This is a genomic window from Paenibacillus sp. J22R3, from assembly GCF_056269305.1.
The window spans coordinates 471,015-497,752 of the sequence record NZ_JBWDNS010000002.1 but is presented as its reverse complement, the minus strand read 5'-3'; the positions used below and the strand labels follow the sequence as shown (position 1 = coordinate 497,752).

The window sequence follows — 26,738 nt, the reverse complement described above, 5'->3', positions numbered from 1 at the left end:
GGGGCTGAACATTGCGAAAATTATGGCTCTTGATCTTACTTGTCGCTTTACTTCTCTGTTCAGGCTGCTGGGACAAGAAGGAAATCAACGAACTGGCAATCGTCACCACATTCGGCATCGACCGGGAACCATCGACTGGCATGTACACCGCTTATTACCAAGTAATTAACCCGCCGGCTCTCTCCTCCAGGCAAGGCGGCGGATCCAAGGCATCGGTTTACACCTATCGTTTCAAGGAATATAGCTTGGGCAGGTTCATGCAGAAAACGTCCACGATGATGCCGCGTTTGCTGTTCACTTCACATTTACAGTGCTATATATTATCCGAAGAGGTAGCCCGTCAAGGAATCATTGATATCCTTAACTACTTGGAAACGACACCCGAATGGCGCATGAATGTTTATCTGTTTGTAACGGATTCCCCTCTAAAGGACGTTATGAACAGCTTTACGACACTCGAAAAGGTGCCCGGACGCCATGCCACCTCGCTTGTTCGCATTTTATCGCGGGGGTCCTTTACGGGAGGCGTAGAGCCGATCCGCGTCAAAGACATCGTGACAGGAATGGAATTTCAACTGCCGACACTCATACCAATGATTCACTACCGCGGCAAACCGGCGGATACTACGGAGAGAATGGAGCAGATTGATGTCAGCGAACAAGCACCTTCTTTTTTTGCGGACAGCGCGGTGTTCTTCAAAGGACGCATGGTGGGACACTTGGACAGTGATAATAAATACTATTATCACATCCTTAACACCAGATATCGGAAATTCACAGAAACGGTTAAAGTAGGTGGAAGTTACGTCGACGTCGAGACGAATAACGTGCAAGTGAAGCGGAAATGGCATCGATCCGCCAACCGTCTCAACATCCTCATTCATGCTGATCTCCGCATATTGAACAACACACAGAATACCAAGTTAACGTTGCAAAACATTCAATTGATCGAAGAGGCGTTTAATCGCGTCGTAGCAGACAAATCGGAGAAGATGGTTGCTTTGGGAAAACGAAATAACTGGGATCTGTTGGGCTTGCAGGATGAAGGGGCTACTGCGGCTACATGGAAGCAGACGTCGGTGAATTTCTCGGTCACTTCTGACGTTACGACGACCGGCAACAAGAGTGATCCCTATACCAAGGAAGGCAAGGAAGGATGAAAAGCATATGAAACCCATCCGGCTCAGCGCGTGGCAGTTTCATTTGATGACGCAAGTCTATGTCATCGGAACTGCATTTATTCTGCTGCCCGGCCCAATCATCTCAAGCGCAAAACAATATGGTTGGGTTGTCGTCATTTGGGCGACCTTGTATGGGCTGGTGCTTGCTTTCGGCTACTTGTACCTTGCAAAGCTGTATCCGGGAAAGACGCTTGTCGAGATCGCTTTGCAGGCATTTGGCAAGTGGGCCGGCGGCTTCATCTCTTTATTGTATATCATCTTTTTCATCCAAATTGCATCGTGGGTTACCCGCGAACTTGGTGATTTCATGCATATTAACCTCATGCCACGCTCACCTATTTCTTTTTTCCATATCATGATCTTGCTCGTCAGTGCGTACGCCGTGTCGAAGGGGATTGAATCAATCGCCATGGTGAACGAACTTCTGGTGCCTTACCTCTATTTGGCGTTTTGGGTTCCGATAGTCATCATGCTGCGGGAGTGGAATTGGCGTTATTTTCACGTCTCCTACCCTTTCCAGCTTAGCGATGTCATTATTCAAACCCGATACGTGTTGGCGTTCCCCTTTATGGAGACAGTGGCGTTCTTGATGTTCATTCCGTTCGTGCAGGGGAAAGTGAAAATCTCGTTTATTACGGGAATCGCTTTCTCTGGCTTAATGTTGACGGGGTGCGTTTTTATTTCGATTGGGGTTCTTGGTGTGTATCGCGGCCAGAAATTGGTTTACCCCATCTTTTCGATATTCCGCGAAATGAGATTTACCGGCTTCATTGAGCATTTGGAAGCGATTCTGGCCGTAAATATCGTGCTGGTTGTATGTATGAAGCTGTGCATACTATTTTATTGCGCCGTTTCTGGCGTTTGTCAGTTGTTCAAAATTGAGAAGCGAAACGTTGTGATTTATCCAATGGTGTGGATCATTTCCGCCTATTCGTTGCTGTTTATGAATATAATCGAACTTCTCGATTGGGTAAAAAAATATTTGTTCGAATACTATTCCTTATTCGCCGTAGTTTTTCCAACACTCTTCATCGTCACGGCCAAATGGAGAAATAACGGTCGGCTGATGAAGAAGGACGGCTCGGCATGACAATTCTGATCGCCGTCTTCGCCCTAACCATCGGAACCGGTTATGCGATGCGATAGCCAACGGATATGATTACGGAAATCAGTGGGAATGCGATCAGCAAGTTAGCGCAGCGACCTGAGTCCATTGCGTAGTTCATCCACATAGAGCATTGGCTGCTCCCACGCCGCGAAGTGTCCGCCTTTATCGAGCTTATTGTAATAGATGAGATTCGGATACGCCTTTTGGGTCCAGCTCTTCGGCGCTTCGTAGACCTCATCGGGAAACACGCTCACAGCAACGGGAAGTTTTACACCATAGGTGCCAAAGAACGGATATTTATTCTCCCAGTAGAGGCGAGCGGAAGAAATCGGCGTATTCGTCAACCAATAGAGCGTAATATTGTCTAGGACATCGTCCCGGGAAAGGCCCTCAGGTTGTCCATTGAAAGCCTTAGTAATCATCTCCAAACTTTTCGCGTCATGGTCCAGCATAAAGGCTGCCATACCGATTGGCGAATCCGCGAGTCCCGTAAGCGTCTGCGGACGAGTACCCATCATCAAGGCGTATCCAACATGCTTGTAAAAGAAGTCCAGCTGTTCGCATGCACGTTTTTCTTCGCCTGTTAGATCAGGCGGGCAACCCTTGCCAGCTTGAATCGCCTTCTCGATATCGGAGGGAACGACGAAAGGCAAGTTGGTGTGAATGCCGATCAGTCCACTAGGTTGTTGGACAGCCATTACTTCTGCTATAATGGCGCCCCAGTCTCCGCCTGACGCCACATACTTCTTGTAACCAAGACGATTCATCAGATCTCCATAAGCACGAGCAATGCGGTCTGGACCCCAACCGGTCGTGGTCGGTTTGCCTGAAAACCCAAAGCCAGGCATCGAAGGAATGACGACATCAAATGCGTCTGATGCCTTCCCGCCATAGGCCGTGGGATTGATCAGTGGGTCGATTAGCTTCAGCTTCTCTACAATTGAGCCTGGCCATCCGTGCATAATGATGATTGGCATCGCGTTTTCATGCTTCGATCGGACGTGAATGAACTGAATGTCCTCCCCATCGATATTGGTGACGAACATCGGCAGAGCGTTCAGCTTGTCCTCAAATTTGCGCCAATCGTAATCGTTTGCCCAATAATGGGCCAAGTTCTTCATCGTTGATAGCTGCGTTCCTTGCGATTGATCCGACACCGTTTCTTTGTCCGGCCATCTTGTCGCAAGTATACGCCTATGCAAATCGGTAAGATCCGCCTCCGGTATATGCACCTGAAACGGTCGAATGGCTTTCGAATCCTCCTCGGATTCATGTGGACCTCCATATGAAATCGCGCTAACCGTTTTGGCCATCGCGCCGAACGTCGTCAATGCCAGGGATAAGGCCAAAAGAACGACCAAACGGAACCAGAGCTTGGTGCTGATTATATGCAATTGTAGTAACGCTCCTTTCAAAAAGCTATTGGTTGGTCCTTATCAATAATTTTCTAACAAAGCAGAATAATTATCCCTCTATTAAAAAATAAAAAAACTGATGCGGTGATTTAGAAGGGGTGTCGTGCGGGAATAACCTTGCAGATAGTCAAAGAAAAAAGGTGCAAACCCTTCTTGTTTGGAAGTGATTGCACCTTTTTATTTTCCAACAATTTATATAAACCCTCTCATCAAAGAGGCTAATCATCTTTTTTCTATTATTGGGACAATAATCTTTTATAGGTGGAAAGGACTCCTGCGTGCAATCCTTCATGGTACAGGTTATATCGGAGCGATTGCTCTGGCGTTACCAGAGCGAGTTCCGTGGACGTGTTAATTGCAGCTACACTTTCGTTCAATCGCTCCATTGGATACTGCTTGCGGATTCTCACCAGTTGTTCCGTTAGCAGGGTTTTCAGTTCTGGCAATGTCGGATTAGGAAGCGAATCAGGGTACATGTCCAACGGTGATTTTCCGGAAACGAACCGATCAGTAAACCCTTCAGGCACATGCATCGTGATATTCAGCTGCGATAGTGCCAAGAACTCCGTAACGAAATAGATGTGACCAAGGTGCCAACGGATATTATTGCGGAAACCAGTGGGGATACGATCCGCGAGTTCCTCAGTTACGCCTTCCAAAGCCTTCAGCGTTGCAGCTCTAATATTGTCCAAATCTTCGAAGATAGTTGATGTCAATTGTATCACTCCTTGTTTTGTATTTTGATTTATTTCACTCGGTCGTTCTGAACGGTTCTACCTTCATAGAACATGCGATCCGGGATTTCTTCCTTCTCTTTGGCCGCCAAGGAGACCGCGCTTAATTTAAAGATGGCGGTTTTGCTGCCTAGCGGGGAAACGTATCGATCCAAATGAGTCCGCCCCAGCGAACGATCATAATAGCCTGGCACATATTTGTCCAGCATAATCTGCATAGCGGCAGTCGCTTCGTCTAAATCGGTTACGTATTCCAAGGAACCTTCAATGATCACGCTCATAAAGGCAGTATCCGTTTTAGCAGGTATCGGACTCGTAATCGTTCCGTAATTTTCACTGATGGTGAAACAGGCTCGAGGGTTTTGCTCGATATAAGCGATTTTTCTTCCTTCTTCCGCCCCATGAAAGTAAATGGCATTGTCCAGCCAAGCGAAATTGAGTGGAATAACATATGGGACATCTTCTGAAGATAGGCCGAGAAATCCAATTTGGGCTTGATTAAGAAAGTGCTGGATTTTGTCGGCATTCGTTGCGTTGCGTTTCACATTGCGAAGTGGAAACATCGTATTCATCGCCTTTCAGTTACAAATCAATTGATTGTATCCAAGTACTCTCTGATTTGTGCAGGGGTCTTGGCAAATTTGCTGTGTAGATGCGCTAATTTCTCACCATTCTTAAATACCAGCAAGCTTGGAATGCCTCTGACGTCATACTTTTCAGCAAGGCCTTCGAATTGTTCGGAATCTACCGCATAGAATTGCTTATCCGAATGTTCGTTAATAATATCACCGATAAATAATTCTAAATTTTTACAATCATGACACCAGGTTGCATCAAACTTCATGATCGTGTAGCCTTCACCGCTGATTTTCTCTTGAAACTGCTGTTGGGTTTGAATACGTTCCATGTTTATACGTTCCCCTCTCAGTGAATTAATGGATTTCGTTATATTCAAAAAATTTCTCAACATCGATTGCTGCCATTGCACCGGTGCCTGCAGCCGTAATCGCCTGACGATATTTGTTGTCCTGGACATCTCCGCATGCAAACACGCCCGGGATGCTAGTTTCGGAAGTTCCTGGTTTTACAACTAGATAACCGACTTGATCAAGTTCCAATTGTCCGTTTAGGAATTTAGTATTCGGCGTATGACCGATGGTAACGAAGATGCCATCCGTCTCAATAATTTCTTCCTCACCAGTCGTATTATTACTTACTTTCAAGCCATTTACTCCATTGCTGCCCGAGACTACTTCAAGCGGCGTTTTGTTCAGGCTCCACGTAATTTTACCGTTATTGCGAGCACGGCCCTGCATAATTTTCGAAGCTCTAAGCTCCTCGCGGCGATTGACAATTCGTACCTCGGAAGCAAATTTCGTAAGGAAATGCGCTTCCTCCATAGCAGAGTCACCACCTCCTACAACGATAATCTTTTTCCCACGGAAGAAGAAACCATCGCAAGTGGCACAGGTGCTAACACCACGCCCAACATTTTCTTTCTCGCCGGGAATACCCAGATATTTAGACGAAGCGCCGGTCGAAAGCACCAAGGTTTGCGTTACAAGTTCTTCTCCGCCTTCAAGTGAGAGCTTAAATGGACGATTGGATAAGTCGACACTGTTGACCCAGCCTGTACGAAATTTAGCACCAAAGCGCTCTGCTTGCTTGCGCATGTTAGCCATTAGTTCTGGTCCCATAATTCCATCCGGAAACCCCGGAAAGTTTTCAACTTCTGTTGTGGTGGTCAACTGCCCTCCTGGTTCGGGACCTTCAATGACAAGAGGCTCCAGATTGGCACGCGCTAAATAAATAGCGGCGGTTAATCCTGCAGGACCTGTTCCTATTACGATTGTCTTATACATTATGTGAATTCCTCCTTCGAATAATGTGTAACTAAATGAACAGCGAAGTTATGGCTTCACACAGTATTTGTCTTGTATAGTGTAGAACGAATGAATTCGCCTCTTGAAACGTAACCACTTAAATTTGTTATGATGGTTACTCGACATACTGTATCATGAACCTTTACGGTTGACAAGTAACTGGTTAAATGTGGTTTTAATTGTTACTAGAAAATGCCCAACATCTATAGGAAAGGAGTTGAGGCACTATGTTATGGGACGAATTTATGGCGGAAACTAATCTTCAGGCGATTTCACCTTGGCGGCTTTAGTTCCTGGTCATAATGAGAGCGCGGGCATATGGCCGAGCACTCGCTAAAAAAGGCAGGAAACGAGCCGCTAATATAGTTACTCATGCATGTTGAGTATCGCTTACTATTTGCTATCTAGAAAAGAAATGTAGGTAGACTTAGGCGAAGACTATTTTGAAAGGCATAAACAAGCAGCTGTTGTCAGGAATTCCGTTCGAAGACTTGTATCATAACTGGTTGCAATCAACCACCTTTTCGCAATATTCTATAAAGCATCGATGGAGAAAACAACGTCCTTACCGGGCGCAACAAGTTCATGACATGGATAAACGCATGATAAACATCGGTATTTTGCGAGGAACGGTGAAAGATACGGCCGGTATACCATTGAAGCAAGGAGAGTCCGAATGGCTTCTTTCCCACCACGTGGGGATAACGAAAATCCTCTACTATCGTTATTTTCCAGACGGGGTCTATGACCCTGGCTATTCTTCTATAGAATCGCTTGGTCAATTGGGCTGAAATGCTTGTCGTCGATGTTTCTTTCCTTCTCGCTCTATCTTTCCATTCTCGCGCGAGACACTCTTCTAACGCCAACGCTTCCATAGCAGCTACCGACATGCCTTGTCCGAAGACGGGGTCAAATCGGCAGAACGCATCACCGATAAACAAGAATCCTTGCGGGAGATTATTGACCTTCTCATAATGATGACGCACGATATAGGGGACCTTATGTACTTTGACTTCAGAGAGTGGTGTTGCTCCTTGAAGCTCATTGTAAATCTTCGCGTGCGGCAGCTTCTTCGTAAAGGCAATGAAGCTCTCGGCCTCGTTAAGATTGGCATGTGCCAGCTCACTATCGTAGCCAAATAATGTGAAAATATGACGATTGCCCTCTATACGGCAAACCGCTCCTCCGTTTCTTTCAATGGGCGCAGAAGGATACACCAATAGAGTGGACCAATCCCGATCGGCAGCATCTAATTGATAGATTTGACTAACATAACAGAGGTCTATTCTAACCTTCTCTTCGGGATCATGGAATTGATGGGTTTGAAACCATGGATGAAATCTTGAGCCATACCCGCTCGCATCGATGACCAAATCCGCATAGAGAGACGTCGACAGAGACGAATCTGCTTCTGTTACCTGTACGCCAAAGATCGTATTCTTCTTCTCATCGTATAAAGGTGCCAACGCCAGCTTGTTATATCGGATGCGCAAATTCGTGTTTTTCTCCACTTGAAGTCGAATATGATTTTCCAGGAAGGGGCGACTTTGAAGATGGACCACGATATCCCCTTCAAATCTCTTCTTCCATACCCCGTGATGAAACCAGTTCAGATCTTTGGATCCATTGATACCGGTCGAACCATCTTCCATCATGGCCTGAACGATACCGGGAAACAGCCGCTCCAGTGCTTGTTCCCCTCCCTTGAGTAAAGCATGAAGATGATAGCCTTGAGGGACTTCCTTTCTGGGTTGTTTATCGTGAGGCTCTGCACCTCTCTCCAGTAGGGTAACTTCTTCAAAGTAACGACATAACACTTGGGCTGAACACAGTCCGGCTATACCGGAACCTATAACGATTGCATGTGCTCCTAGTTGACGAGTCATCTTTACCTTCACCGTCCCCTCCATGAGAATTTAACGATGGTATTCAACAAATTTCCTTCATTTCCTTCTGCAGCACGGTCACCCTCCCGCTCCCCACCTAAACAGAAAACCCGCCAGGCCGGCGGCCTGACGGGTACATTCAACTACACACTTCTACTACTTTGCAGCAAGGAAAGCGTTCAATTGCTTTTGTTTCTCTTTGAGCACTTTATCCAGTCCGTTCGCTTTCTCTTTCTTCTGGAATTCTGCCGCTTTCGAAGGATCGATTGCGCCTGTTTCCAGACCGGCGATGTATTTGCTGCGTACGGTTACGAGTGCGGCTACTTGCGATTTCACCGGCTGCGCGTTAAACGTGAAGCCAAGTGCAGGCGACAGCTTCGCGCCTTTGTTGAACTTCTTGAACTGAGCCCATTTGTCCGGTGCTTCCGTATTCCATACATAGTTCAAGAATTGGTTACCGAACATCCAAGTCGCGCCTGGATTGTAGTTCGCGGCATCCGGACCTGGTTTAATGATTTCGGTCGATACTTTCTCGTAATGCTTACCTTGAATACCGAAGTTCAGCAAGTTATTCAAGTATTTATCGGAGTGCAGCAGGTTAATGAACATCATCGCACGTGCCGGATTTTTGGAAGTCGTGGAAATTCCCAGCATGGAACCTGCGGTTTCGCCCGTTGATACGGTGCGCTCCGTCATGTTAATCTGCTGCAGCTTGCCTGCCAAATTCGCGGCAATCGCCATCTCGGCGTCTTTACCCGGCTTCAAGGATGACACGATCATGAACACATTGCCCTTCTTCAAGGCATCCTGTCCAGACAATTGCGTCGTTGCTGCGTCTTTGTTGATGTAGCCTTTCTTGAATAAATCGCGTGTCAATTTCAATTGGTCCATATACTTCTTATCGTCGAACCGTGTAATGACTTTCGTGCTTGTGCCGTCTTTGCGGATCAGTCCTTCGATCGTCGTATCGCCAAGGAAATCCTGCTGGATGAAATAGTGAGAGTTGAAGGTTTCGCCGTCACGCAGGAACAGTGGCGTCATGCTTGGCATTTTCGCTTTAACCTTCGCCAGGATCGGAACAAGATCACTTACCGATTTCACTGCATTCAGTTGAGCGGTCAAGCCGAGCTTGCTGGCAATATCTTTGCGGTAGACTACGCCGCCTTGCGCTGCCAATTCTTTGTTAGTCGGCACACCGTAGTTATGCCCGTTTACTTTAGCTCCTGCAAGGAACGCCGGGTCAAGCGATTTCGTAATGTCTTTGCCGTATTTGCTTAACAAATTACCTGCCGGACCTTTCGCATCGTCGAGCGCCAGGAACACTTTCTTCGCCACATCGTTAGCATGGCCGTTCCATTGTGCCGTGAAGATGACGTCCATCGGCTCGCGGCTTGCTTTGAGCAGGTTCATCTTGCTGTCCCATTGGCCCCAATCGATCGGAATGAGGTCAATCGTCGCGTTGATTTTGTCTGTCAGATATCTGCTCATTTTCGCTTCGATCTGGGCTTCATCTTTGGCAGGTGAGCCCGGATAGTACAAAGTAAGCTTGTAAGGATCCAGCGTGCTGCTACCAGCGGCGCTGGCAACCGGTAACGCGGATAGAACAAGGCTTCCGCCCAAAATCAGAGAGATGCTTTTTCCCAGCTTGCTTTTTCCTTTGAACATGCGGTAGTGCCTCCCTTATAAGTTTAAGTGCTCTGTATACTCAACCGGATGAACCGGAACGAGCCAATTTCAGTAGACTGCCTTCTCCCATTCTCTATCCTTTAATCGCACCGACAGTCAATCCCTTGATGAAGTACCGCTGGAAGAACGGATAAGCAAACACGATCGGACCAATTCCGACAACCGCCATAGCCATGGTCACGGTCTCCGTAGGCAGCTGGTAGTCCGGATTTTGAGCCAGAATAGCCGAGTATGCTGACGAGTTAGCACTTAGGAATGTAATATCAAGCAGCGCCTGATACATGCGGTACTGGATGGTGTACAAACTGTCCTGATTGATGAACAGTAAGCTAAAGTACCAATCGTTCCAATAGCTCAGCGTACAGAATAAGCCTATCGTCGCCAATACGGGCAAGGAGAGCGGCAGTACGATTTGAGCAAAAATCCGCCACTCGCCTGAGCCGTCAATCTTGGCCGATTCCAAGAGTGCCGGCGGTACCGAGTTCGTGAAGAAGGTACGCAATATGAGTACGAAGAAAGGCTGAACGAACATCGGAATCATGAGCGACCATATGTTATCCCTCAGGTGAAACCCTTGTGTATACAGCAAATAGAAGGGAACCAGCCCGCTATTAAATAGGAGCGTAAAGAACATAATGAAGGAGAACACCTTACGATGCTTGAAATCCGTCCTTGAAATCGGATATGCAAACAGCGACATCATCGTGAGCGCAATTAAAGTGCCGACCACCGTAACGAAGAACGAGTTGCCATACGATCTTATGATGCTCTGCCAATCGCTGAGCAGAAAATCATAGGCTGATGCACTAAACTTCTCGGGCCAGAACTTATAGCCATTAACGAGAACCAAATTCTCATCGGAGAAGGAGACGGCAATGACGAGGAGCAGCGGCAACACGCATAACAGCGTGTAAATCCAGAAGAATCCATTTATAAAGAAATTAGATAGATTTGATATTTCATGAAGGCCCTTTTTCCGTTTGGTCATAACCGTCGTTGCCATTCGCATGTATCCCCCCTAGAACAAGGCATCGTCTCTGCTGATCCGACGAATGACCAAATTTGATAGCAGCACCAGCACGAATCCAACGACCGCTTGGTACAAGCCGGCGGCAGATGACATCCCGATATCCCCGCTTACGATAAATCCTTGGTACACGTAAGTATCAATGACGAGTGTCGTGTCGTAGAGAATGCCTGAATTACGAGTAACTTGAAAGAATAACCCGAAGTCCGAGTAGAAAATACGGCCAATCTGGAGGAAGGTAAGGATGATAATGACAGGTCTAATCAATGGGAGCGTAATGCTGAAGATCTGGCGCCATCTGGAAGCACCGTCGATCGTTGCCGCTTCATAATACTCGTTGTCGATCCCGATAATGGCCGCGAGGAAGATGACCGCATAATAGCCGATCCCTTTCCAGGTATTAATGATGGGCAGAATGAATGGCCACCACTTTGACTCCGTATACCAATCCACAGGCTCGATCCCAAGCGCAGGGAGTACGAATTTGTTGAAGATACCGATATCCGGATTTAAGAAAGCGTATACAAGATAGGAAATGACAACCATCGAGAGAAAGTAAGGCAGGAACATCGTCGTCTGGTGGAGCTTTGCCAATCGGCGGTTTCGCATGGCGTTGAAGAGAAGTGCGAGTGTAACGCCGATTACTAGGTTCAGAACGATAAAGACCGCATTATAAGCAAGCGTGTTTCGGGTGATGGTCCAAGCGTCAGTCGTGCTGAACAGATAATTGAAGTTTTCCAAACCCACCCATTTGCTCTCCAGAAAACTCTTGATGAAGCTTGTTGACGTATACTCAATTTGTTTGAACGCGATTAAAGAGCCGATCATTGGCAGGTAATTGTTCATCAACAACACGAGCAGCGCGGGAGCCATCATAATATAGAAAGCTCCGTATCTCTTCCAATAGCCAATGTTCTGCTTCGTTCGTGTTCTAGGCGCCTTCGCCTTCGCTACGACTTCCGCGGCTTCCGTTGAAGGAGTCATCCCCATAACCATCCTTTCGTTCTCTTGTACTCTCATTGTATAGGGCGGGAACCTACTCCATCTATCTACTGAGATGACGCACATAGCACTCTGGTGACATTGGAGAACAGAAAAAAAGTGCTAGTTCCATTTAGCGTATATTCTGATGCTTCTTGCGGTACTCTTGGGGGGATAGTCCGGTCATCTTCTTGAATAGCTTGGCAAAATACGAGAAATGGACATAACCGACCTCTTCGGCAATGTTGCTCACTTTATCATTCGTATCGATTAGGCAACGCTTCGCGCGTTCGATGCGCAGCTCCGTCATGTAGTCCGACAAGGAAAACCCTGTCTCCTTACGAAATAATCGCGATAAATAGGCCGGGTTTCGATAGACGTGCGCAGCAATGTCGTCCCGCGTCAATTCCGTATGTAGTTGCTCTTGAATAAATGTCTTCACCTTCGCAATGACGGCGGACGCATCACGCGGACGCTCTGCCAATGCTTGTCCCATCTTGGTTACCATTCTCCCCGCACAAACCATCAGCTGCAGGGAATTGCGAGCAGCTTGAATGTCTTTCATTTCAGCAGCAGTAAACACGTCGTAGATCGAGAAGCCTTTGCGATATGCTGCGCCATACATCATGTTCAGGAAACCATAATGAAACAGCTCCATCGCTTCACGGCTTGCTTGCTCAGCCTGCCAGCGTTTCAACGTCTCTTCCAATTGGATGATGAGCTGTTCATGTCCGCCATTATCGAGCAGCGCCCCCCAATCGGTAAAAGAAGGAATCGGAATGCCCGAATCCGTCCCGACTGCTTCATATCCCACTTGTGCTCCCGCATCCTGTACAGATTGTGGTGCCGATACATTGGCTCGCTCCAATTGCTGCAATCGTTCGAGTGCACCGGCTAGTCCGCCGATAGCTGCCGGCTCTCCCACATAACAGGAGACTCTGCAGTGAAAATAGTTTTGGCATGCCTGCACGTACTCGGCACATCTCCGAAGCAACCCATCACGATCGACCAGCTCGCTGTCCTTAAGATAGAGCAGCGCCATATTGAGCTCATTTCGGTCCTGCAGCACCGTACCCGGCCAATTCCCGAGGATGATCTCCGCGGCTGATTTGCGCAGCGCATACTCCATGATGTTCTCATCACGCGCATCCAATTCAATATCCCATTGCTCGATACTAAGCAGAACAGGAAGAACCTTACTGCTCGCAGAGATTGGTATTTGATAGGATTCCAACTGGCGATGGAGTCGTTCCGGGGACAGCCTCACTCGGCCTGCCAAGAGCTCTTGCCAGAACCGTTCTACCAATATCGGAAGCTGGCTTGTCCATTGTCTGCGGTTCGCATCCACCAATTCTTCGACTTGGAGCCGTTCTCTTCGCATTCCGATCTCGGTGATCGCACGTTTCACAAGCGACTTCAGATCGTCATGATCAACCGGCTTCAAGATGTAGTCAAAGCAGCCATTATGCATAGCCTCCTGCGCATAATCGAATCTCGCATGTCCCGTGAGGAATATCGTCAGTGTCTGCGGCTTGTTATCCCGAATCCAGCGGAGCAGCTCCAGTCCGTTCATACCGGGCATTTCGATATCGGATATGACCAAGTCCACGGAATGCTCCTCTAACACCTTGATGGATTGAGACACATCCTCGGCTTCCCATATGGACTGGATGGGTAAGTCACTCCAGTCGATGCCTTGTGCAATTCCCTTCAGTGCATAAATCTCATCATCTACAACAAGCATGTTCACCATTATTTTCGCTCTCCTTCGTATGCCAGACCGTTATTCATTGCCTTCGAACGTAGTAGGCCTCTCTATAGGAAGGCGCATCTGCACGATCGCCCCTCCCGGCTTCCCGTTCATGAACGTGATTCCGCCTTCATTGCCGTATAACATACGGAATCGGTGAAGGATATTCCAGATTCCCAGATGAAGCTCGCCCGAGCCTTCGATTTCAACACCATCGCGCAGCCCTTCCAGAACGGATTCCGGGAACCCCGGGCCATTGTCAATGATCGTCAGCTTTATGAACCTCCCGGCGTCCTCTTCATCGTGTTCGGAGTAAATGCCGATGCGGAAAGGCATGCCATCCTGAACTTTCTTATTAAACCCATGAATGACCGAGTTCTCGACAAAAGGCTGCAGCAATAATGGCGAGATCGGCACCGGTGCATGCTCGGGCATCGTCTGGATTTCATATTCAAGCTTCGTCACATAACGGATTTTCTGGATTTCCAGATAATGCTCGATATGCCGAATTTCATCTTCCAGGGAAACTACGGCGCGATGTCCAAGCATGACGAACCGGAAGTAATCCGCCAAGTGCAGGCTCATTTTCTGAACGAGCTTGTAATCCTTCAAGGCGGCCAAATTATAAATAATATTCAAGCTGTTCATATAGAAATGAGGATTGATCTGAATCTGCAGATGCTTGTATTCCGCTTTCTGCACCCGAATCTGCTCCTCGTACACGTCGATCTTCAGCTTCTCGATCTGCTCAGCCATCTGGTTGAACGTCCCTGACATAAAAGCAAATTCACTGTTGTCGGTGTTAACCGGCATCCTAACGTTGAACTGCCCTTGACCCAGCTTCCGCATGCCTCGAACGAGTCCAACAAGCGGCTTGAACATGACCCGCTGCAGGAACAGCAGGTATAAGGATAGGACGATGGCGACGGTGAGAGGAATCCAGATGTAGAGCATCTTTTGGAAATAGGGGAGGTTCTTCAAAATATACGTTTCCGGAATGACGATCATATAGTGGATATCCGAAATGGCCGAAGGCTGTGTGATGACGAGAAAATGATTCTGGTTCCACGTCGTCCTGTCTTGCTTCGTCATTTCTACAATATCCTTCTGTACGATGGATTCCTGCACAACCGGCAAAGGGGAGTTGGTTAGCGGATTGCCCGCCGGATCCACGACGAACGCAGCCCCGTCGGGGCCAACATCAAATTTATTTAATTCCTCGTTTAACCGATCGACTTGTACAAGCGCGCCGATATAGACGCCTGAGCCCAGATCAACGGTTTTGATGAGATAATTGGTATCATTCGGAATGGAGAAACGCTCCCAGCGCTGCGTCTCTTCCGGCAGATCCTTAGAGGCGAGATTCGTGGTATAGTCCAGCAGCGCGGATTGCACCTCCGCGAAGTGAAAGCTGTACTGCGTAGCGAAGAACATGTCGTCGTCCTTGCGAGAGTAAACGAAGAAGGTATCTACTTTATTGTAATAACCGGTATCCAGCAGGAAACGTCTCGTCAGCTCCATCTTCACCATCGTATAGTCCGAGTCTTCTTCGGCCAATGACAGCTCCTGCAGCGATTGAATGTTGGGGTCGCCCTGCATCCGGTACAAATAACGCATCGTTTCCTGCAATATTGCGTCATTGTTCTGCACTTGCTGTTCCATCAGATTGTTGTAATGGAGCGAGATTTGTTCACGCACGACTTTGGTCGCATAGACGTTATTGTAGACAAGAAAGAGCACCATAGGTGCAGTCATCAGCAGAAAGCCGAAGACGATCTTAAAACGAACGGACTGCCAAAACGGCATATAACTCCACCCTCGCTGATAGCATTAAAATCCACTCTCAGCATACCTTACGCGAATGAAAGCGGCAACAAAATATCCCGGTCGCTCGTTCCGCCCCCTTCTATCTACCTTAGGAAACAGTGGCACGTTGCTAGGTCTATCCTCCTGCACCGTTTCGTTCTTGCAGTAATCGAATAAGGGGCTCACGATCTTCTTCGAATGATAATTCCAGCTCTCTCAGCTCTTCAACCGTCTTCCATGCAATCTCATAGATTAGGCCATCCGGATCTTGGATACACGGCTCGCCGCCTACAATTTCACCACGGAAGTAAGCGATTCTCTCATGCTTCATGAAGAGCTGCTCTGCCAACTGAATGCGATAGCCTGTTTCCTCGAAAACCTCGCGGATGCAGCAATCTTCATAGGATTCGTTCGACTCCCGTCCTCCTGACGGAACAGACCATCGTTTCTCCTCATGCGGTTTCCCCTGCAGCACCATGAGGAGGCCGCCGGACGCATTGAAGCAGAGCGCGGCTGACCCGCTCCAACTCATGCGATACCATAACGATTCCATCTGCGCCGTATGATGGCGGTTATGCCACACAAACCGTTGCAGCGCTGTATCCAGTGTGATACTCCCGAGCGCCAGCGTATGTAACTTCCTGCTGAATTGTTCTGGTTTCAACCCGTGTAGTAGAATCACAAATCGCCGATGCAGAACCTCTAGTAAATCCAGCGCATCCTCAATTGGAACCGCTCGATAATCATGAAGCTCCGCCCACAAATCCTCCCGATACGTCGCTCCGAGCGGTTCTTCCTCCGTCAAAGCTCGTTTGAACCTCAAATACGCATTCATATCATTGTCGGCCAGATGATGCACGATTTGCCTGGCAGACCAGCCGCCTTCGCGGTATGGGATGTCCAGCTGTTCTGAGCCGAGGCTGCGAATCAGCTTCCTCAACGACACGGTAATGCCGGGAATCTCCTTGATAAGCGCTGCTCTTTCTTCGAGCGTAGTTATCGGTGCCGCTTGAAACTGTCCTATAGGGAAACGAATGTCGTTCATTGGTTTGGTTTCCGCCTTTCCTGAGCTTCCATAATCTATCGCCGCCATAAGCATCTCAACTATATTCGAGAGACGACAAATGAATCCTTTTTACGCTCCTGCTGACACGTGTACGTTCCCTTTTCTAGCGATGCTGCATAATTTAGTAGAAAAAGAGTAGGTGACACTGTGGGACAACTTATCGATGCACGAACATCGAGCAATATTCCCGTCGTTCTCACGGAGTTTGAGACTTTCCCGCTAGATACCCCTGTCATCGTTGGACAGGTAGGACTGAACATTCCACATCCTACCCCGGGAATTATCCGGGTTCAATTGACCGGGATGGCAGGTGTCGCGCTTCCGACGGATTTTCCGCAAGGCTTCACACTAGAGCTTTACATGGTAAGAGGGCTTACGATCGACGATTCGCTTATTTATAAATCCCTGCATTCGTTCGATTCCGGAATACACACGGTTGGTTTCTCTGCATCCGATTATAATATCCCTGCGCCTGCGTCAGGGCTTCAACCCTACACGTTATTCGCAATCGCTCACTCAGAAGGAATCGGTCGCGTCGGTCCGGAGAACTTGAACGCTTCCGCTTATTTCGGTTAATGAACAACATTAGGTTGAATTCGGCTGTGCAGGGAGCTGAAATGTTGCCTTTTCTGCAACAATCTACTACACGCTCGCGGTCGTATAGAAGAACAATGCCCCTCTCCACTCTCGCATGGCCTCGACCATCTTCCTGGCAAAACAAAAGCTGCCCCAAAAGCCATAACATGCACTTTTGGGACAGCCATTCTACATACAGAATACTCGCTCTCTAAAACCCCGTATTCCCGTTCAATACCGGCACGACCAAAGGATTCGCATTCGTGTAGTTCGCAAGCGCGTTGCCTGAGGCAACGTTGAAGTTGAACTGCGTCCGACCGCCGCTGTCTCCGTAAGTCGAGTTGTCGATATGAATGCCTTCCGTCTCGCCGTTCGTAATATTGTTGAGCTCGATTCGCACATTGAGCATCGGATTGACGTAGAGCCAGAACTGGATCCCTGCATGGTTGTGACCCGTATGACCTGCTTTGTTAATCGTGTTCCGTTGGAACTTGAGGCCGCTGATCGTATACGAAGGTTTCGTCGGTTCAACCGGCTCCGTCGTGACGATCATGCCCGCGTTAAAGGTACTGTCGATGTAGTTATCGCGGAAGATCAAGTTATTGCCGCCAACATCGGACATGCCGCGCCCCCAGTAGCTCGCGATAATCGTGTTGAACTGCCCCACGTTATTCTGCGCGACGCCCGGGAAGTTCATCAGGTTCACCTGCGCAACCCCATCATCGCCAAGTCCACGCATGAAGTTATTCTGTGCCACGTTGCCGGCATTCCCGTCATCTCCCCAATGAATGCCGTCAAAATACGTATTGTACAGCCGCACATTCTGAATGGTAGAGTTCGACCAATCCGTCCAGCCCTCTAAGCAGCCCATATGCTCTGCCCATAGATTCTGCAGCACATTGTTAGAGCCCGTACCGGGATTGGTAAGCACGATGATGCCATAATGCGCATCCCGCTGCGTATCCACGCTGCTAATGCGAAGATCCGAGATCGTCGTGTTGTTGTTCAGCGTGAACCCTACCTCGCCGCCCCAGATTCCATTGGTAACGGTACTGTGCAAATGGGAATACCAGATGCCTGCGCCTTTCAAGCTTACACCTGAAGGGACAGCGATTTTATCGCTTTGGTTGTAGGTTCCCGGCGGGAACCAAACGTTCTTGCCGGACGAAGCCGCGGCGTTAACCGCGCTTTGAATCGCTGCCGTATCATCTGCGACCCCATTGCCGACCGCATTGTATGGCGCCGACTTGACCGAAATATAGTTCGCCGGCATGGCAATCGGAGCCGCCGCTGTCTCCAGATCAATCAGGTCGACCCCGTACCAAACGAGGCTGTTGCCGGAATCCTTTTGCAGCTTCACTGTATCCCCGGCATTAATATCAATCGCAAAATCCTTATCGTCAAAGCTGCGTACATACGAGTTTCCCGGTGCCGTATCATAATTGAACGTGGAGGTGAGCGACAAGTCTTGACGCTTCACGCCGTTGACATAGAGGGCCAATGTCCCGCTCGTATTCTGAGGAATGCTGTACCGCAGAATCAGCCGGTTCGCATCGCGAACATTCGTCCACTGCACGGACTCGCCTGTCGCATCGAGGTGCACGTAGCTTTTGCCGGAAGCAGCTTCCTTCTTCATCGTCGTGTCATTATTCGTAGTCGCTCCGCCGCCAAGTGTCCCATTCTCCGCTTCATAGGTTGTGAATGGCATCGTTGCACCGCGGGAATTGTTGTTCGTCAGCCGCAGCCAGTTGATATTCGCGATACCGGAACCCGATATCCCTTTCACATATAGATTATGTGTACCTGTAGCAGAGCCCGTAATCGGCCACGTTTGGGTCTCGAACGTATTCCAGCTATCCGTATTGGCCACGGTAAACGTGCTGATTACCGGCCCCGTCAGGCTGTCGAGCCGAACCTCGAACTTGCTGCCTGTAGCCGTTGCGGCCACGCGAGCCTCAAGCGTCTTGTAGCCGCCGCTTAAATTCACGTTGTTATACACCATATAATCATTCGTGTCGAAGCTGCCTACCTGCTGTCCGCCGCCAGTATCCGGTGTCGTCGCCGATGTAACGCCGGACATCGAGTTGTAGCTCTCCGCTTCGATCTTGATTGCCGTCGTCATCGTTACGACGGGCGACCAATTCGTTTCATCAAAGTTCATATTCCCGTTAGCATTGATGACAAAATACAGCGCATCCCCGGCCTCGACATGAATATTCGATACACCGCTTGGCGTTACATCGGCTGACGGCGTCACAGTAGCGCTCCAGAGCTGCGTCGTATTTTTGAGAATTTTCGCCACGACCCCGTTGCTGCTGGCATTCACCTTGAGCACATTGCCCGTAATATCGACATTGCCTGCCTGCGGCGCTACCCATTTCTTCACCGCGTCATAGGTTGCCTCCGGATGGAAGAAAGAGTCCCTCACGTACGGATACCCAGAGGATTCCTTCCACTTGGCAGGGGTAGTCGCATCATAAACGCTGAGATACGAATACGTGCTCCCCGCCTTCTTCATATTGAACCAATTGCCGACGCCTTGCGTTGTTCCGAAAGACGTTAGTGCGCTGTACGTTACCGTTTCGGGAATCGGCGCCGCTTCGGATTTCCCCTCATTCACAAGCAAACCGCTGGCAATGAGCGTAAATGCCATGGCACCGTAAATGCCTTGCTTCAACTTTCTTCTGATCATCGCTGCATATCTCCTTTTCACATGTTTTATATAGCCAACGTTTCGTTGCAAAGCCGATCACATTTCTCCGCACCACCTCCATCTCAAACGGATTTGGTATGACGAATCTGGATGTCGATGTCTTCGAAACTGAAGCGCTTTCATGAAACTGCGAGAGGAAGCAGAGCCTATTAGCCCCAGCATCTTAAAGGTAACATAGTGAAATAAGTAATTTTCTAACATGTTATTAGCAAAATATTAACTTTCTATTGAACACAAAAAGAGACCGCCGTAGGCGGTCTTCAGGCTGTCGAGAACCCTCTGCGATGAGCGCATGCTTTGTCGCTTCCAGCTCTAACGGTTGTCACAGTGGTTATTGGGCATAAATTCGCCTATTTTATTTTCTAACGGTTGCCAGCGAGCTTATTTGAACGTTTTCCACTAGGAATAGCCCCATATGCTGTAAATAACGTCTGTCACAACCGTTAGCCTTTCAAAAAGCCTTATTTTCATGAAATAGCCACGCTGACAACCGTTAAACTTTATTCCCACCGAAACCGAGACTTCTCGGGCAGATTAAAGGCTTGAACATTATTGTTCAAGCCTCAGGCTGTCGAGACTTTCTCTACAATCTGGAGACCGCCGTAGGCGGTCATACTTCTTGATGTTAAATCATCCTCTATATGGACCCCAAAACTCTTGCGTCCACCAGGTCCCATTCCCTGTTACATAGCCGACACCAAAATGAGTAAATCTACGATCCAATATATTCTTTCTATGGCCTTCGCTGGCCATCCAACCTGCGACTACTCCTTGAGGTGTAGATGGTACTCTAGCTCCGCCGTAAATATTCTCTGCATAAACGCCAACTAGATTAACTCCGTAATATTTCAATAAACCAGACAAAGAACCATATCTAGGAGAGTTATGGCTTGCAAAATTATTGTTTTTCATATCTTGCGACTTAGCCCTTGCAACGGTAAACATAATTGAACTCAAGGTCATTGCAGGTATTCCTTTTCGAGTCCGTTCCAGATTCGTTAATCGGGCGACTTCTAATTCAAACGAGTTCGCTTTGATCGTTACCTTCTTTGTATCCGTCACCTATTACCCTCCTTTCAAATGAAGATAATGTATATATATGGAAAACAATTGAAATGGTTTGGACAAGTAGCTAAACCGCTGAATTTCGACATTCTATGCTATACTAGAAAGCAATTATCCTTTTATTGGGTCAACCTAGCGGATTGGTTTCCGTTCGAAGCCGGAGCTTTGAATGGAGCATTCCGCCCTATACACCACGAAGGCAACCAACATGAAGGTAGGGAACTCGTGCATGGTACGGAGCGAAGCGGCAGGAAGCTATATGCAGCGTGTTTTTGCAGTCGATATTGGAACCAGAAGCGTCATTGGCTTAACCGGCTATTACGAGGATGGAAGTCTGATCATCGAGCACGGCGAAGTAGAGTATCATAAGGACCGCGTGATGATAGACGGACAAATTCATGACATTGAAGGCGTTACGGAATCGATCAAGGTGATTAAGGAAAAGCTGGAAGCCAAATGCGGACAACGACTGACCGATGTTGCGATTGCAGCTGCAGGCCGCTCTCTGATCACAGGTCGTGCTGAGCTTGAGCAAGAAATCGATCATAACAAACCGATCGAGAAACATGTCGTGGACTCTCTCGAATCCGAATGCTTAAACCTCATCTATAATCAGCTGCTAGAGCAATCCCAGGATATCAAAGATTATTTCTGCATCGGCCATACGGTCGTCCATTACTATATTAACGATGCGATGATGCTCAGCTTGATCGGCCACAGAGGCAGAACGATTAAAGTTGATCTCATCGCCACCTTCTTGCCTCGTACCGTCGTGGAAAGCCTCTATGCGTCAGTCAGTAACATCGGATTAAACGTCAGCTATCTGACCCTTGAGCCAATCGCAGCGATTGAAGCTGCCGTTCCCGCCAACATGCGCCTTCTGAGTATCGCACTCGTTGACATCGGGGCCGGAACCTCGGACATTGCCATTACCATGGATGGCACGGTTGTCGCTTATGCGATGACCTCGACCGCAGGTGATGAAGTGACCGAAGCCATTGCCAAAGCCTATTTACTCGATTTCGACAGTGCGGAAGCCTTGAAATGCAAGCTGAACCAAGGTGCAGAGCAGCAGACGTTCACCGATATTATCGGCCTCCAGCATACAGTCGCATCCGAAGAAATATTGGACGCGATCCAGGAAGTCACCGAGCTGATTGCCAGGAACATAGCCGACAATATCTTGGAGAAAAACAGTAAAGCGCCAAGCGCCGTATTCTTAACCGGCGGAGGAAGCAAGCTGCCCCGATTGAGCCAGGCCATAGCCTCCTATCTGCAATTACCGGTCGGCAGAGTCGCTACTCGAGATCTTGCAACGATTCCTAAGATGACCATTCGACACTTTGAGATGAGCGGTCCCGAGGTGATGACGCCGATTGGCATCTTGATCAAAGCTGCCGCTCATTTGGGCAAGGATTTTGTAGAGGTTACCGTTAACGGAGATCAAGTGAAGTTAATTAATACGAAGGCACTGCAGGTGATTGATACCCTCATGCTGATCGGGTTTAATCCGCAGCAATTAATCGCACGAGCGGGCCAATCGATGGAAATTACGATAAACGGACGCACACGGACGATATTCGGCGAACCCGGACAGCCTGGCGAAATCTACGTCAATAACCAATTAGCCAGCATCAGTACACCTATAAGGCTTCACGATGACATTACGATCACGCCTGCAATACCGGGTAAACCAAAAGAACTGACAGTTGCTCATTTGTTTGATCTGAACGCAGGCTTCTATTGGAACGAGCACTGGGTGCAGACCACTCAGTCCGTAACCATTAATGGTACAGCGGCGGCTGATGATCGTCTCATTACCGCTAACGACACCGTTACGGTCCGGCAGCTTACGACACTAGCTGATGTGTATCAGCATTTTAATATTCCGCCGACTGTAAGGGTTCTTGTCAACGGCCAAGCCATGGAGATGCAGTATCGGATTCAACCTCGCGACTCCATTTCAGTTGCACGCGAAGTCGCGGACGAGGTCGAGGTCGCTGTAGAGGTCAAGGTCAAGGAAGAGGTCGCTACCGCGGCTGCGAAAGAACAAGAAGCGGTGCTTCTCGAAGAGCAGCTTCAACCTCAGTCTCCTGTGAAACCGTTCATCCACATCACCTATAATGGCGCCCCGCTCTCGCTGCCTTATCGGACAGGACTCGCTTTTATCCATCTATTCGATTACATCGATTTCGACCGCACGCAGGTTAAAGGTTCATTACGAATGACGCTCAATGGCGAGCCTGCCGTTTATAACGAGAAGATTCAAGATGGCGATGCCGTCATTATTGAATGGACAGCGAAACGAGAATTTGAAGCTGACGATCGATTAATTGGATCGCAATAATATGCAAAGAAGAGAAGACCGGGCGCTCCGCAATTGAGGAGTACCTGGTCTTCTTGATGCCGGACAATGAGCGGTAAGCTAGCTTAGGTCCTTCTTCAAATAATAATGCTCGAAGCCGCCGGCATTCGGGATGATCCCATAAGTTTCGTAGCCCTGCTTCTTGTAGAAGTCGAGCGCTTGGGAAGAGGATCTCCAGCCAATTCCAGCATATTTCACCGACTAAACCTCCATAGATGTGACCGTCAGCATCTGGATAATTCCATTGCGATACGATCCCCCTTAATAAGAAGGCCGGAAGCACTTTATCGAGTGTCCGGCCTTCATGCCTACCTATAGATTCTGTACGCTTATTCCCGCTTCCGGTTCGAAGGTCAGCATTTTCGTTCCGATCTTATCGATAAAGAACCGATCATGGCTGACGGTTATGACTGCCCCCGGGAAATGGATCAATGCCTGTTCCATGACCTGAATGCTCGTCAGGTCCAGATGGTTGGTCGGCTCATCCAAGATGATGACTGCCGCTCCGGAGAGCAGACATTTGGCCAGTGCAACACGGGCTTTCTGTCCCCCGGATAGATTGCCTATGAACTTGCTTAGATCCATCTCCGAGAACTGCAGCATCGAGAGGAATTTGTTCACCTTCTTGCGCGGAGCATCGAGTCCGAGGCCGTATGTGTTCACCGCATGGCTAACCGTGTCCTTGGGATTAAGCTCCTCCCACATACGGTTGAAATACGCATAACTGACGCCCTTCTCCCAGGTCACCTCACCGGATTCAGGCTTCTCCTGTCCGGTTAACACCTTAATCATCGTCGACTTCCCGCTTCCGTTAGGGCCAACGATGACCAGCCGATCTTCTTTCTGAATATCGAAGCTGACCTGCTCAAAAATCTGCCGTCCCTCATAGGATTGGCTAATATTTTTCACTTCGCACAGCTTGTCCGGAAAACGAAGCTTCTCGTAAATATCCGTAATCAGCACGTTAACCGGATGAGGTTCGATTCGTTTCTTGTTATCAGCCAGTTGACGAGAGAGACGATCCTTGGACGATTTGCGGCTTGCACGGCTGTCGATCGCTTCGGATTCCATAAGGAGCAGCTCTTCCTCCCACTCGAACTGACGGTCGAGCTCCTTCTTGCGCATCTTCTTCTTACGAATATAATCCGTGTAATTGCCTTCGTATTCCTGAAAATGATAGTTCTCAATCTCAATAATACGTGTCACTACTTTATCGATAAATTGCCGGTCATGAGAGATGAGAATCATGGCGCCTTTGAAGCGGTACAACCACTGCTCCAGCCACGCAATGCCTTCCATGTCTAAGTAGTTGGTAGGCTCGTCGAGCAGGACGACGTCAGGCTGCTCAATGAGCATCTTAGCCAGTGCCGCACGGTTACGCCAGCCTCCGGACAGTTCGTCCACCGGCTGATGGCGCGACCTATCGTTAAATCCAAGCTTCGTCAGCACCGTGTTAATTTCAACGGATACATTCCAGCCATCCAGATGCTCCATTTGTTCGAACAGCTCCGCCTGTCTTGCAAGCAGCCGCTCCATTTCGCCGTCATCGGTGACAAAACCCAGCTTCTCCCCGACCTCCTGAAGCTCACGCTCGATCAGCGCGACCTGCTCGAAGCAATTTTCCAGCTCCTGCTGAACCGACAAGCTGCCGTGCATTTCGGAGAATTGCGAGAAGTAACCGATTCTAACCTGCGGATCGACTTCCACATTGCCGGTTGTAGGCTCTTCTTGCCCCATTATGAGCTTGAATACCGTCGACTTCCCGGCTCCATTGCGCCCAATCAGGCCGATTCGTTCTCCCTGCGTTACTTTAAAATAAATATTGCGAAAAATCATCGACTCTTCATATTTCTTCGTTACATCTTCCAATCGGATTACGCTCATGACAATACCCCTTCTGATTCCGTCCGTCTTAGGTGATTATAACACTATATTTAACTTGATACCCTCACAACGGTTGAGCCTGCGTCACCTATCAGCTGCTATGAGCCATAGGGTCACACCGACATGAACAATACAGAGGCACTGGAATATCGCTTTGCTCTTTCGAACCGAATCTATTAGACTGCAGTTCGATCTCTCTCCAACAAAAAATAGCGAAGAAGTCACCATGACTTCTTCGCTGTTTCCAGACAAATATTCTAACGAACTGTTAAGGGCTTATTTGAAGGAAAATACCCCGAAATAAATTCTAACGAACCGTAGGGGTCCTATTGAAGGTAAATGACGCGAAAATGGCGAGAATACACTGCTTGGGATTCAACATGCTGCCTATTGCTCAACATTTTCATGGTTTGTGCCAAGCTTCCGAGGAGATTGTTGCGATTTATGCAACATTCTCCTCGGAAGCTTATAGCCCCTTTGTCGCTAGTGAATGCTGCAGTTTTTGCAACATTCGCTAGCTTTCAGCCCGAAAGACAGGAGATTGTTGCAGTTTATGCAACATTCTCCTCCTGAATCAGCTTATAGCGCCTTTGCCGCTAGTGAATGCTGCAGTTTTTGCAACATTCGCTAGCTTTCAGCCCGAAAGACGGCAAATTGTTGCAGTTTTTGCAACATTCGGCAGCAGCGGCGGAGTTACTTCGAGTGCAGCTCATGCCAGCTTCATCAGAATCGCAGTTTGTGGCTCTGCCAGCCGATGTCCACTAGCTGAACCATTTTAGCCGCTAGATATAGCCGAACCATTCTATCCGCGAGCCGACTTTCGCTTCTGATTCGTTCTAGTCCGATCGATCGCGGACGGTGTCTTGGCCTTTCGCGGAGGGCCGAAGCCTAGCTGCGTAATATACGCGCGCCAGCGTTTCTCGTATTGGGCGAATGTTGTCTTCACCTCTACCGCAATCGCGTCACGATGGCGGACTGTCCCCATTTCCTCATGGCGGCGGTAGGCGCTGAGCGGCTCGGGGATAAGCAGAAACGGAATGCCCGTCAGCAGCACGCGGTACCAGTAATCCAGATCATGCGTATACTTCAGCCCTTCATGAAAGGGGCCGGTAATTCGATAGAGCGCCTTACTCATCATGACCGTGCAGCCATTGATCGGGTTGCTCGTTTGAAGCGCGCGATAGAACGCGCCGTTCTCGTAGCCCGGTGGGATGAGGTCGAGCTCGGTCATTTTGCCGCGGCCGTCGATGATGTCGAAGCCGGTATGGCTGATGAGCGCTTCCTGCTCCTCCATCGCCTCGACTTGGCGTCTGATTTTGTCCGGATAGAATCGGTCGTCTGAGCTGAGCCATGCTACATATTTGCCGCTGGCAAGGCGGAACCCCGCGTTCAGCGCGCTTGCCGTGCCGCCGTTCACTTTACCGGCATAATGAATTCGTCCCTCATACGGACGCAGCTTCTCTGCATGCTTCGTTGAGCCGTCATCCACGACAATAATCTCGATATTGTCATAGGTCTGCGCGAGTGCACTCTCGATGGCTTCCGTCACATAGGGGTCGTTATAAAAGGGGATGACGATACTCACCTTCGGGTTTCCCATCCTGCCTGCCTC

Annotated in this window: 21 protein-coding genes; 4 read left to right on the top strand and 17 right to left on the bottom strand. The window is 48.7% G+C overall.

The features are described from left to right. The first annotated feature begins 11 nt into the window (after positions 1-11). Positions 12-1,160 (top strand): Ger(x)C family spore germination protein, encoded by a 1,149-nt coding sequence (locus tag AC0YN4_RS10425; protein WP_475781402.1) that lies wholly within the window; start codon positions 12-14, stop codon positions 1,158-1,160. Positions 1,161-1,167: 7 nt separating this feature from the next. Next, a complete protein-coding gene (locus AC0YN4_RS10420) occupies positions 1,168-2,271 on the top strand; it encodes a GerAB/ArcD/ProY family transporter (protein ID WP_475781401.1) in 1,104 nt (367 codons plus the stop codon). 101 nt (positions 2,272-2,372) lie between these two features. Here the strand turns inward: AC0YN4_RS10420 and AC0YN4_RS10415 are convergent, their stop codons facing one another. The 12 genes from AC0YN4_RS10415 to AC0YN4_RS10360 form a co-directional block, all read right to left on the bottom strand. Next, positions 2,373-3,683, bottom strand: a complete 1,311-nt coding sequence (locus tag AC0YN4_RS10415; RefSeq protein ID WP_475781400.1) for an epoxide hydrolase family protein — start codon at positions 3,681-3,683, stop codon at positions 2,373-2,375. Between the two features lie 257 nt (positions 3,684-3,940). Next, a complete protein-coding gene (locus tag AC0YN4_RS10410; protein WP_475835749.1) occupies positions 3,941-4,420 on the bottom strand; it encodes a DinB family protein in 480 nt (159 codons plus the stop codon). 29 nt (positions 4,421-4,449) lie between these two features. Further along, on the bottom strand, positions 4,450-5,001 hold the full coding sequence (locus AC0YN4_RS10405) for a pyridoxamine 5'-phosphate oxidase family protein (protein WP_475836097.1): 552 nt from the start codon (positions 4,999-5,001) through the stop codon (positions 4,450-4,452). 26 nt (positions 5,002-5,027) lie between these two features. Next, a complete protein-coding gene (locus AC0YN4_RS10400; RefSeq protein WP_475835748.1) occupies positions 5,028-5,345 on the bottom strand; it encodes a thioredoxin family protein in 318 nt (105 codons plus the stop codon). Positions 5,346-5,370: 25 nt separating this feature from the next. Then, positions 5,371-6,300, bottom strand: coding sequence for a thioredoxin-disulfide reductase (trxB, locus tag AC0YN4_RS10395; RefSeq protein WP_475781396.1), 930 nt, complete (start codon positions 6,298-6,300; stop codon positions 5,371-5,373). Positions 6,301-6,833: 533 nt separating this feature from the next. Further along, positions 6,834-8,219, bottom strand: coding sequence for an FAD-dependent oxidoreductase (locus tag AC0YN4_RS10390; protein WP_475781395.1), 1,386 nt, complete (start codon positions 8,217-8,219; stop codon positions 6,834-6,836). 144 nt (positions 8,220-8,363) lie between these two features. After that, entirely contained in the window at positions 8,364-9,872 is a 1,509-nt protein-coding gene (locus AC0YN4_RS10385; RefSeq protein WP_475781394.1) for an ABC transporter substrate-binding protein, read from the bottom strand. A 94-nt stretch (positions 9,873-9,966) separates the two neighbouring features. Beyond that, the gene (locus tag AC0YN4_RS10380; protein WP_475781393.1) at positions 9,967-10,896 is read right to left on the bottom strand and encodes a carbohydrate ABC transporter permease; all 930 of its coding nucleotides are present in this window, start codon (positions 10,894-10,896) and stop codon (positions 9,967-9,969) included. Positions 10,897-10,911: 15 nt separating this feature from the next. Next, positions 10,912-11,940 (bottom strand): ABC transporter permease, encoded by a 1,029-nt coding sequence (locus tag AC0YN4_RS10375; RefSeq protein WP_475835747.1) that lies wholly within the window; start codon positions 11,938-11,940, stop codon positions 10,912-10,914. A gap of 94 nt (positions 11,941-12,034) precedes the next feature. Then, on the bottom strand, positions 12,035-13,654 hold the full coding sequence (locus AC0YN4_RS10370) for a response regulator transcription factor (protein WP_475835746.1): 1,620 nt from the start codon (positions 13,652-13,654) through the stop codon (positions 12,035-12,037). 30 nt (positions 13,655-13,684) lie between these two features. Next, positions 13,685-15,457: a cache domain-containing sensor histidine kinase gene (locus tag AC0YN4_RS10365; protein WP_475781390.1), complete on the bottom strand. Its 1,773-nt coding sequence runs from the start codon at positions 15,455-15,457 to the stop codon at positions 13,685-13,687. Between the two features lie 136 nt (positions 15,458-15,593). Next, positions 15,594-16,502: a YfiT family bacillithiol transferase gene (locus AC0YN4_RS10360; RefSeq protein ID WP_475781389.1), complete on the bottom strand. Its 909-nt coding sequence runs from the start codon at positions 16,500-16,502 to the stop codon at positions 15,594-15,596. A gap of 168 nt (positions 16,503-16,670) precedes the next feature. Between AC0YN4_RS10360 and AC0YN4_RS10355 the strand changes: the two genes are divergently transcribed. Beyond that, a complete protein-coding gene (locus AC0YN4_RS10355) occupies positions 16,671-17,099 on the top strand; it encodes a hypothetical protein (RefSeq protein WP_475835745.1) in 429 nt (142 codons plus the stop codon). A 211-nt stretch (positions 17,100-17,310) separates the two neighbouring features. On the opposite strand, the gene AC0YN4_RS10350 is transcribed toward AC0YN4_RS10355, so the two are convergent. Together AC0YN4_RS10350 and AC0YN4_RS10345 are read right to left on the bottom strand one after the other, a co-directional pair. After that, entirely contained in the window at positions 17,311-19,791 is a 2,481-nt protein-coding gene (locus tag AC0YN4_RS10350; RefSeq protein ID WP_475835744.1) for a carbohydrate-binding protein, read from the bottom strand. A gap of 651 nt (positions 19,792-20,442) precedes the next feature. Then, complete coding sequence (locus tag AC0YN4_RS10345; protein ID WP_475781386.1) at positions 20,443-20,874, bottom strand: CAP domain-containing protein; 432 nt, start codon at positions 20,872-20,874, stop codon at positions 20,443-20,445. 211 nt (positions 20,875-21,085) lie between these two features. Between AC0YN4_RS10345 and AC0YN4_RS10340 the strand changes: the two genes are divergently transcribed. Beyond that, complete coding sequence (locus AC0YN4_RS10340) at positions 21,086-23,224, top strand: cell division protein FtsA (protein ID WP_475781385.1); 2,139 nt, start codon at positions 21,086-21,088, stop codon at positions 23,222-23,224. A 78-nt stretch (positions 23,225-23,302) separates the two neighbouring features. Here AC0YN4_RS10340 and AC0YN4_RS10335 read toward each other — a convergent pair whose 3' ends face one another. From AC0YN4_RS10335 to AC0YN4_RS10325, 3 genes are all read right to left on the bottom strand, one after another. Continuing rightward, a complete protein-coding gene (locus AC0YN4_RS10335; RefSeq protein WP_475781384.1) occupies positions 23,303-23,440 on the bottom strand; it encodes an N-acetyltransferase in 138 nt (45 codons plus the stop codon). Positions 23,441-23,554: 114 nt separating this feature from the next. Further along, positions 23,555-25,126 (bottom strand): ABC-F family ATP-binding cassette domain-containing protein, encoded by a 1,572-nt coding sequence (locus AC0YN4_RS10330; protein WP_475781383.1) that lies wholly within the window; start codon positions 25,124-25,126, stop codon positions 23,555-23,557. Positions 25,127-25,928: 802 nt separating this feature from the next. Further along, positions 25,929-26,726 carry a glycosyltransferase family 2 protein gene (locus AC0YN4_RS10325; RefSeq protein ID WP_475781382.1) on the bottom strand — a complete coding sequence of 266 codons (798 nt, stop codon included), beginning with the start codon at positions 26,724-26,726 and terminating at the stop codon, positions 25,929-25,931. Positions 26,727-26,738 lie beyond the last annotated feature (12 nt).

Bases quoted from the DNA above. Each gene is read 5' to 3' on its own strand.
- AC0YN4_RS10330 (WP_475781383.1), bottom strand. From the start codon at position 25,126: ATGAGCGTAATCCGATTGGAAGATGTAACGAAGAAATATGAAGAGTCG.
- AC0YN4_RS10400 (WP_475835748.1), bottom strand. From the start codon at position 5,345: ATGGAACGTATTCAAACCCAACAGCAGTTTCAAGAGAAAATCAGCGGT.
- AC0YN4_RS10380 (WP_475781393.1), bottom strand. From the start codon at position 10,896: ATGGCAACGACGGTTATGACCAAACGGAAAAAGGGCCTTCATGAAATA.
- AC0YN4_RS10350 (WP_475835744.1), bottom strand. From the start codon at position 19,791: ATGATCAGAAGAAAGTTGAAGCAAGGCATTTACGGTGCCATGGCATTT.
- AC0YN4_RS10420 (WP_475781401.1), top strand. From the start codon at position 1,168: ATGAAACCCATCCGGCTCAGCGCGTGGCAGTTTCATTTGATGACGCAA.
- AC0YN4_RS10325 (WP_475781382.1), bottom strand. From the start codon at position 26,726: ATGGGAAACCCGAAGGTGAGTATCGTCATCCCCTTTTATAACGACCCC.
- AC0YN4_RS10385 (WP_475781394.1), bottom strand. From the start codon at position 9,872: ATGTTCAAAGGAAAAAGCAAGCTGGGAAAAAGCATCTCTCTGATTTTG.
- AC0YN4_RS10360 (WP_475781389.1), bottom strand. From the start codon at position 16,502: ATGAACGACATTCGTTTCCCTATAGGACAGTTTCAAGCGGCACCGATA.
- AC0YN4_RS10340 (WP_475781385.1), top strand. From the start codon at position 21,086: ATGAAGGTAGGGAACTCGTGCATGGTACGGAGCGAAGCGGCAGGAAGC.
- AC0YN4_RS10365 (WP_475781390.1), bottom strand. From the start codon at position 15,457: ATGCCGTTTTGGCAGTCCGTTCGTTTTAAGATCGTCTTCGGCTTTCTG.
- trxB (WP_475781396.1), bottom strand. From the start codon at position 6,300: ATGTATAAGACAATCGTAATAGGAACAGGTCCTGCAGGATTAACCGCC.
- AC0YN4_RS10405 (WP_475836097.1), bottom strand. From the start codon at position 5,001: ATGTTTCCACTTCGCAATGTGAAACGCAACGCAACGAATGCCGACAAA.
- AC0YN4_RS10375 (WP_475835747.1), bottom strand. From the start codon at position 11,940: ATGAGAGTACAAGAGAACGAAAGGATGGTTATGGGGATGACTCCTTCA.
- AC0YN4_RS10370 (WP_475835746.1), bottom strand. From the start codon at position 13,654: ATGGTGAACATGCTTGTTGTAGATGATGAGATTTATGCACTGAAGGGA.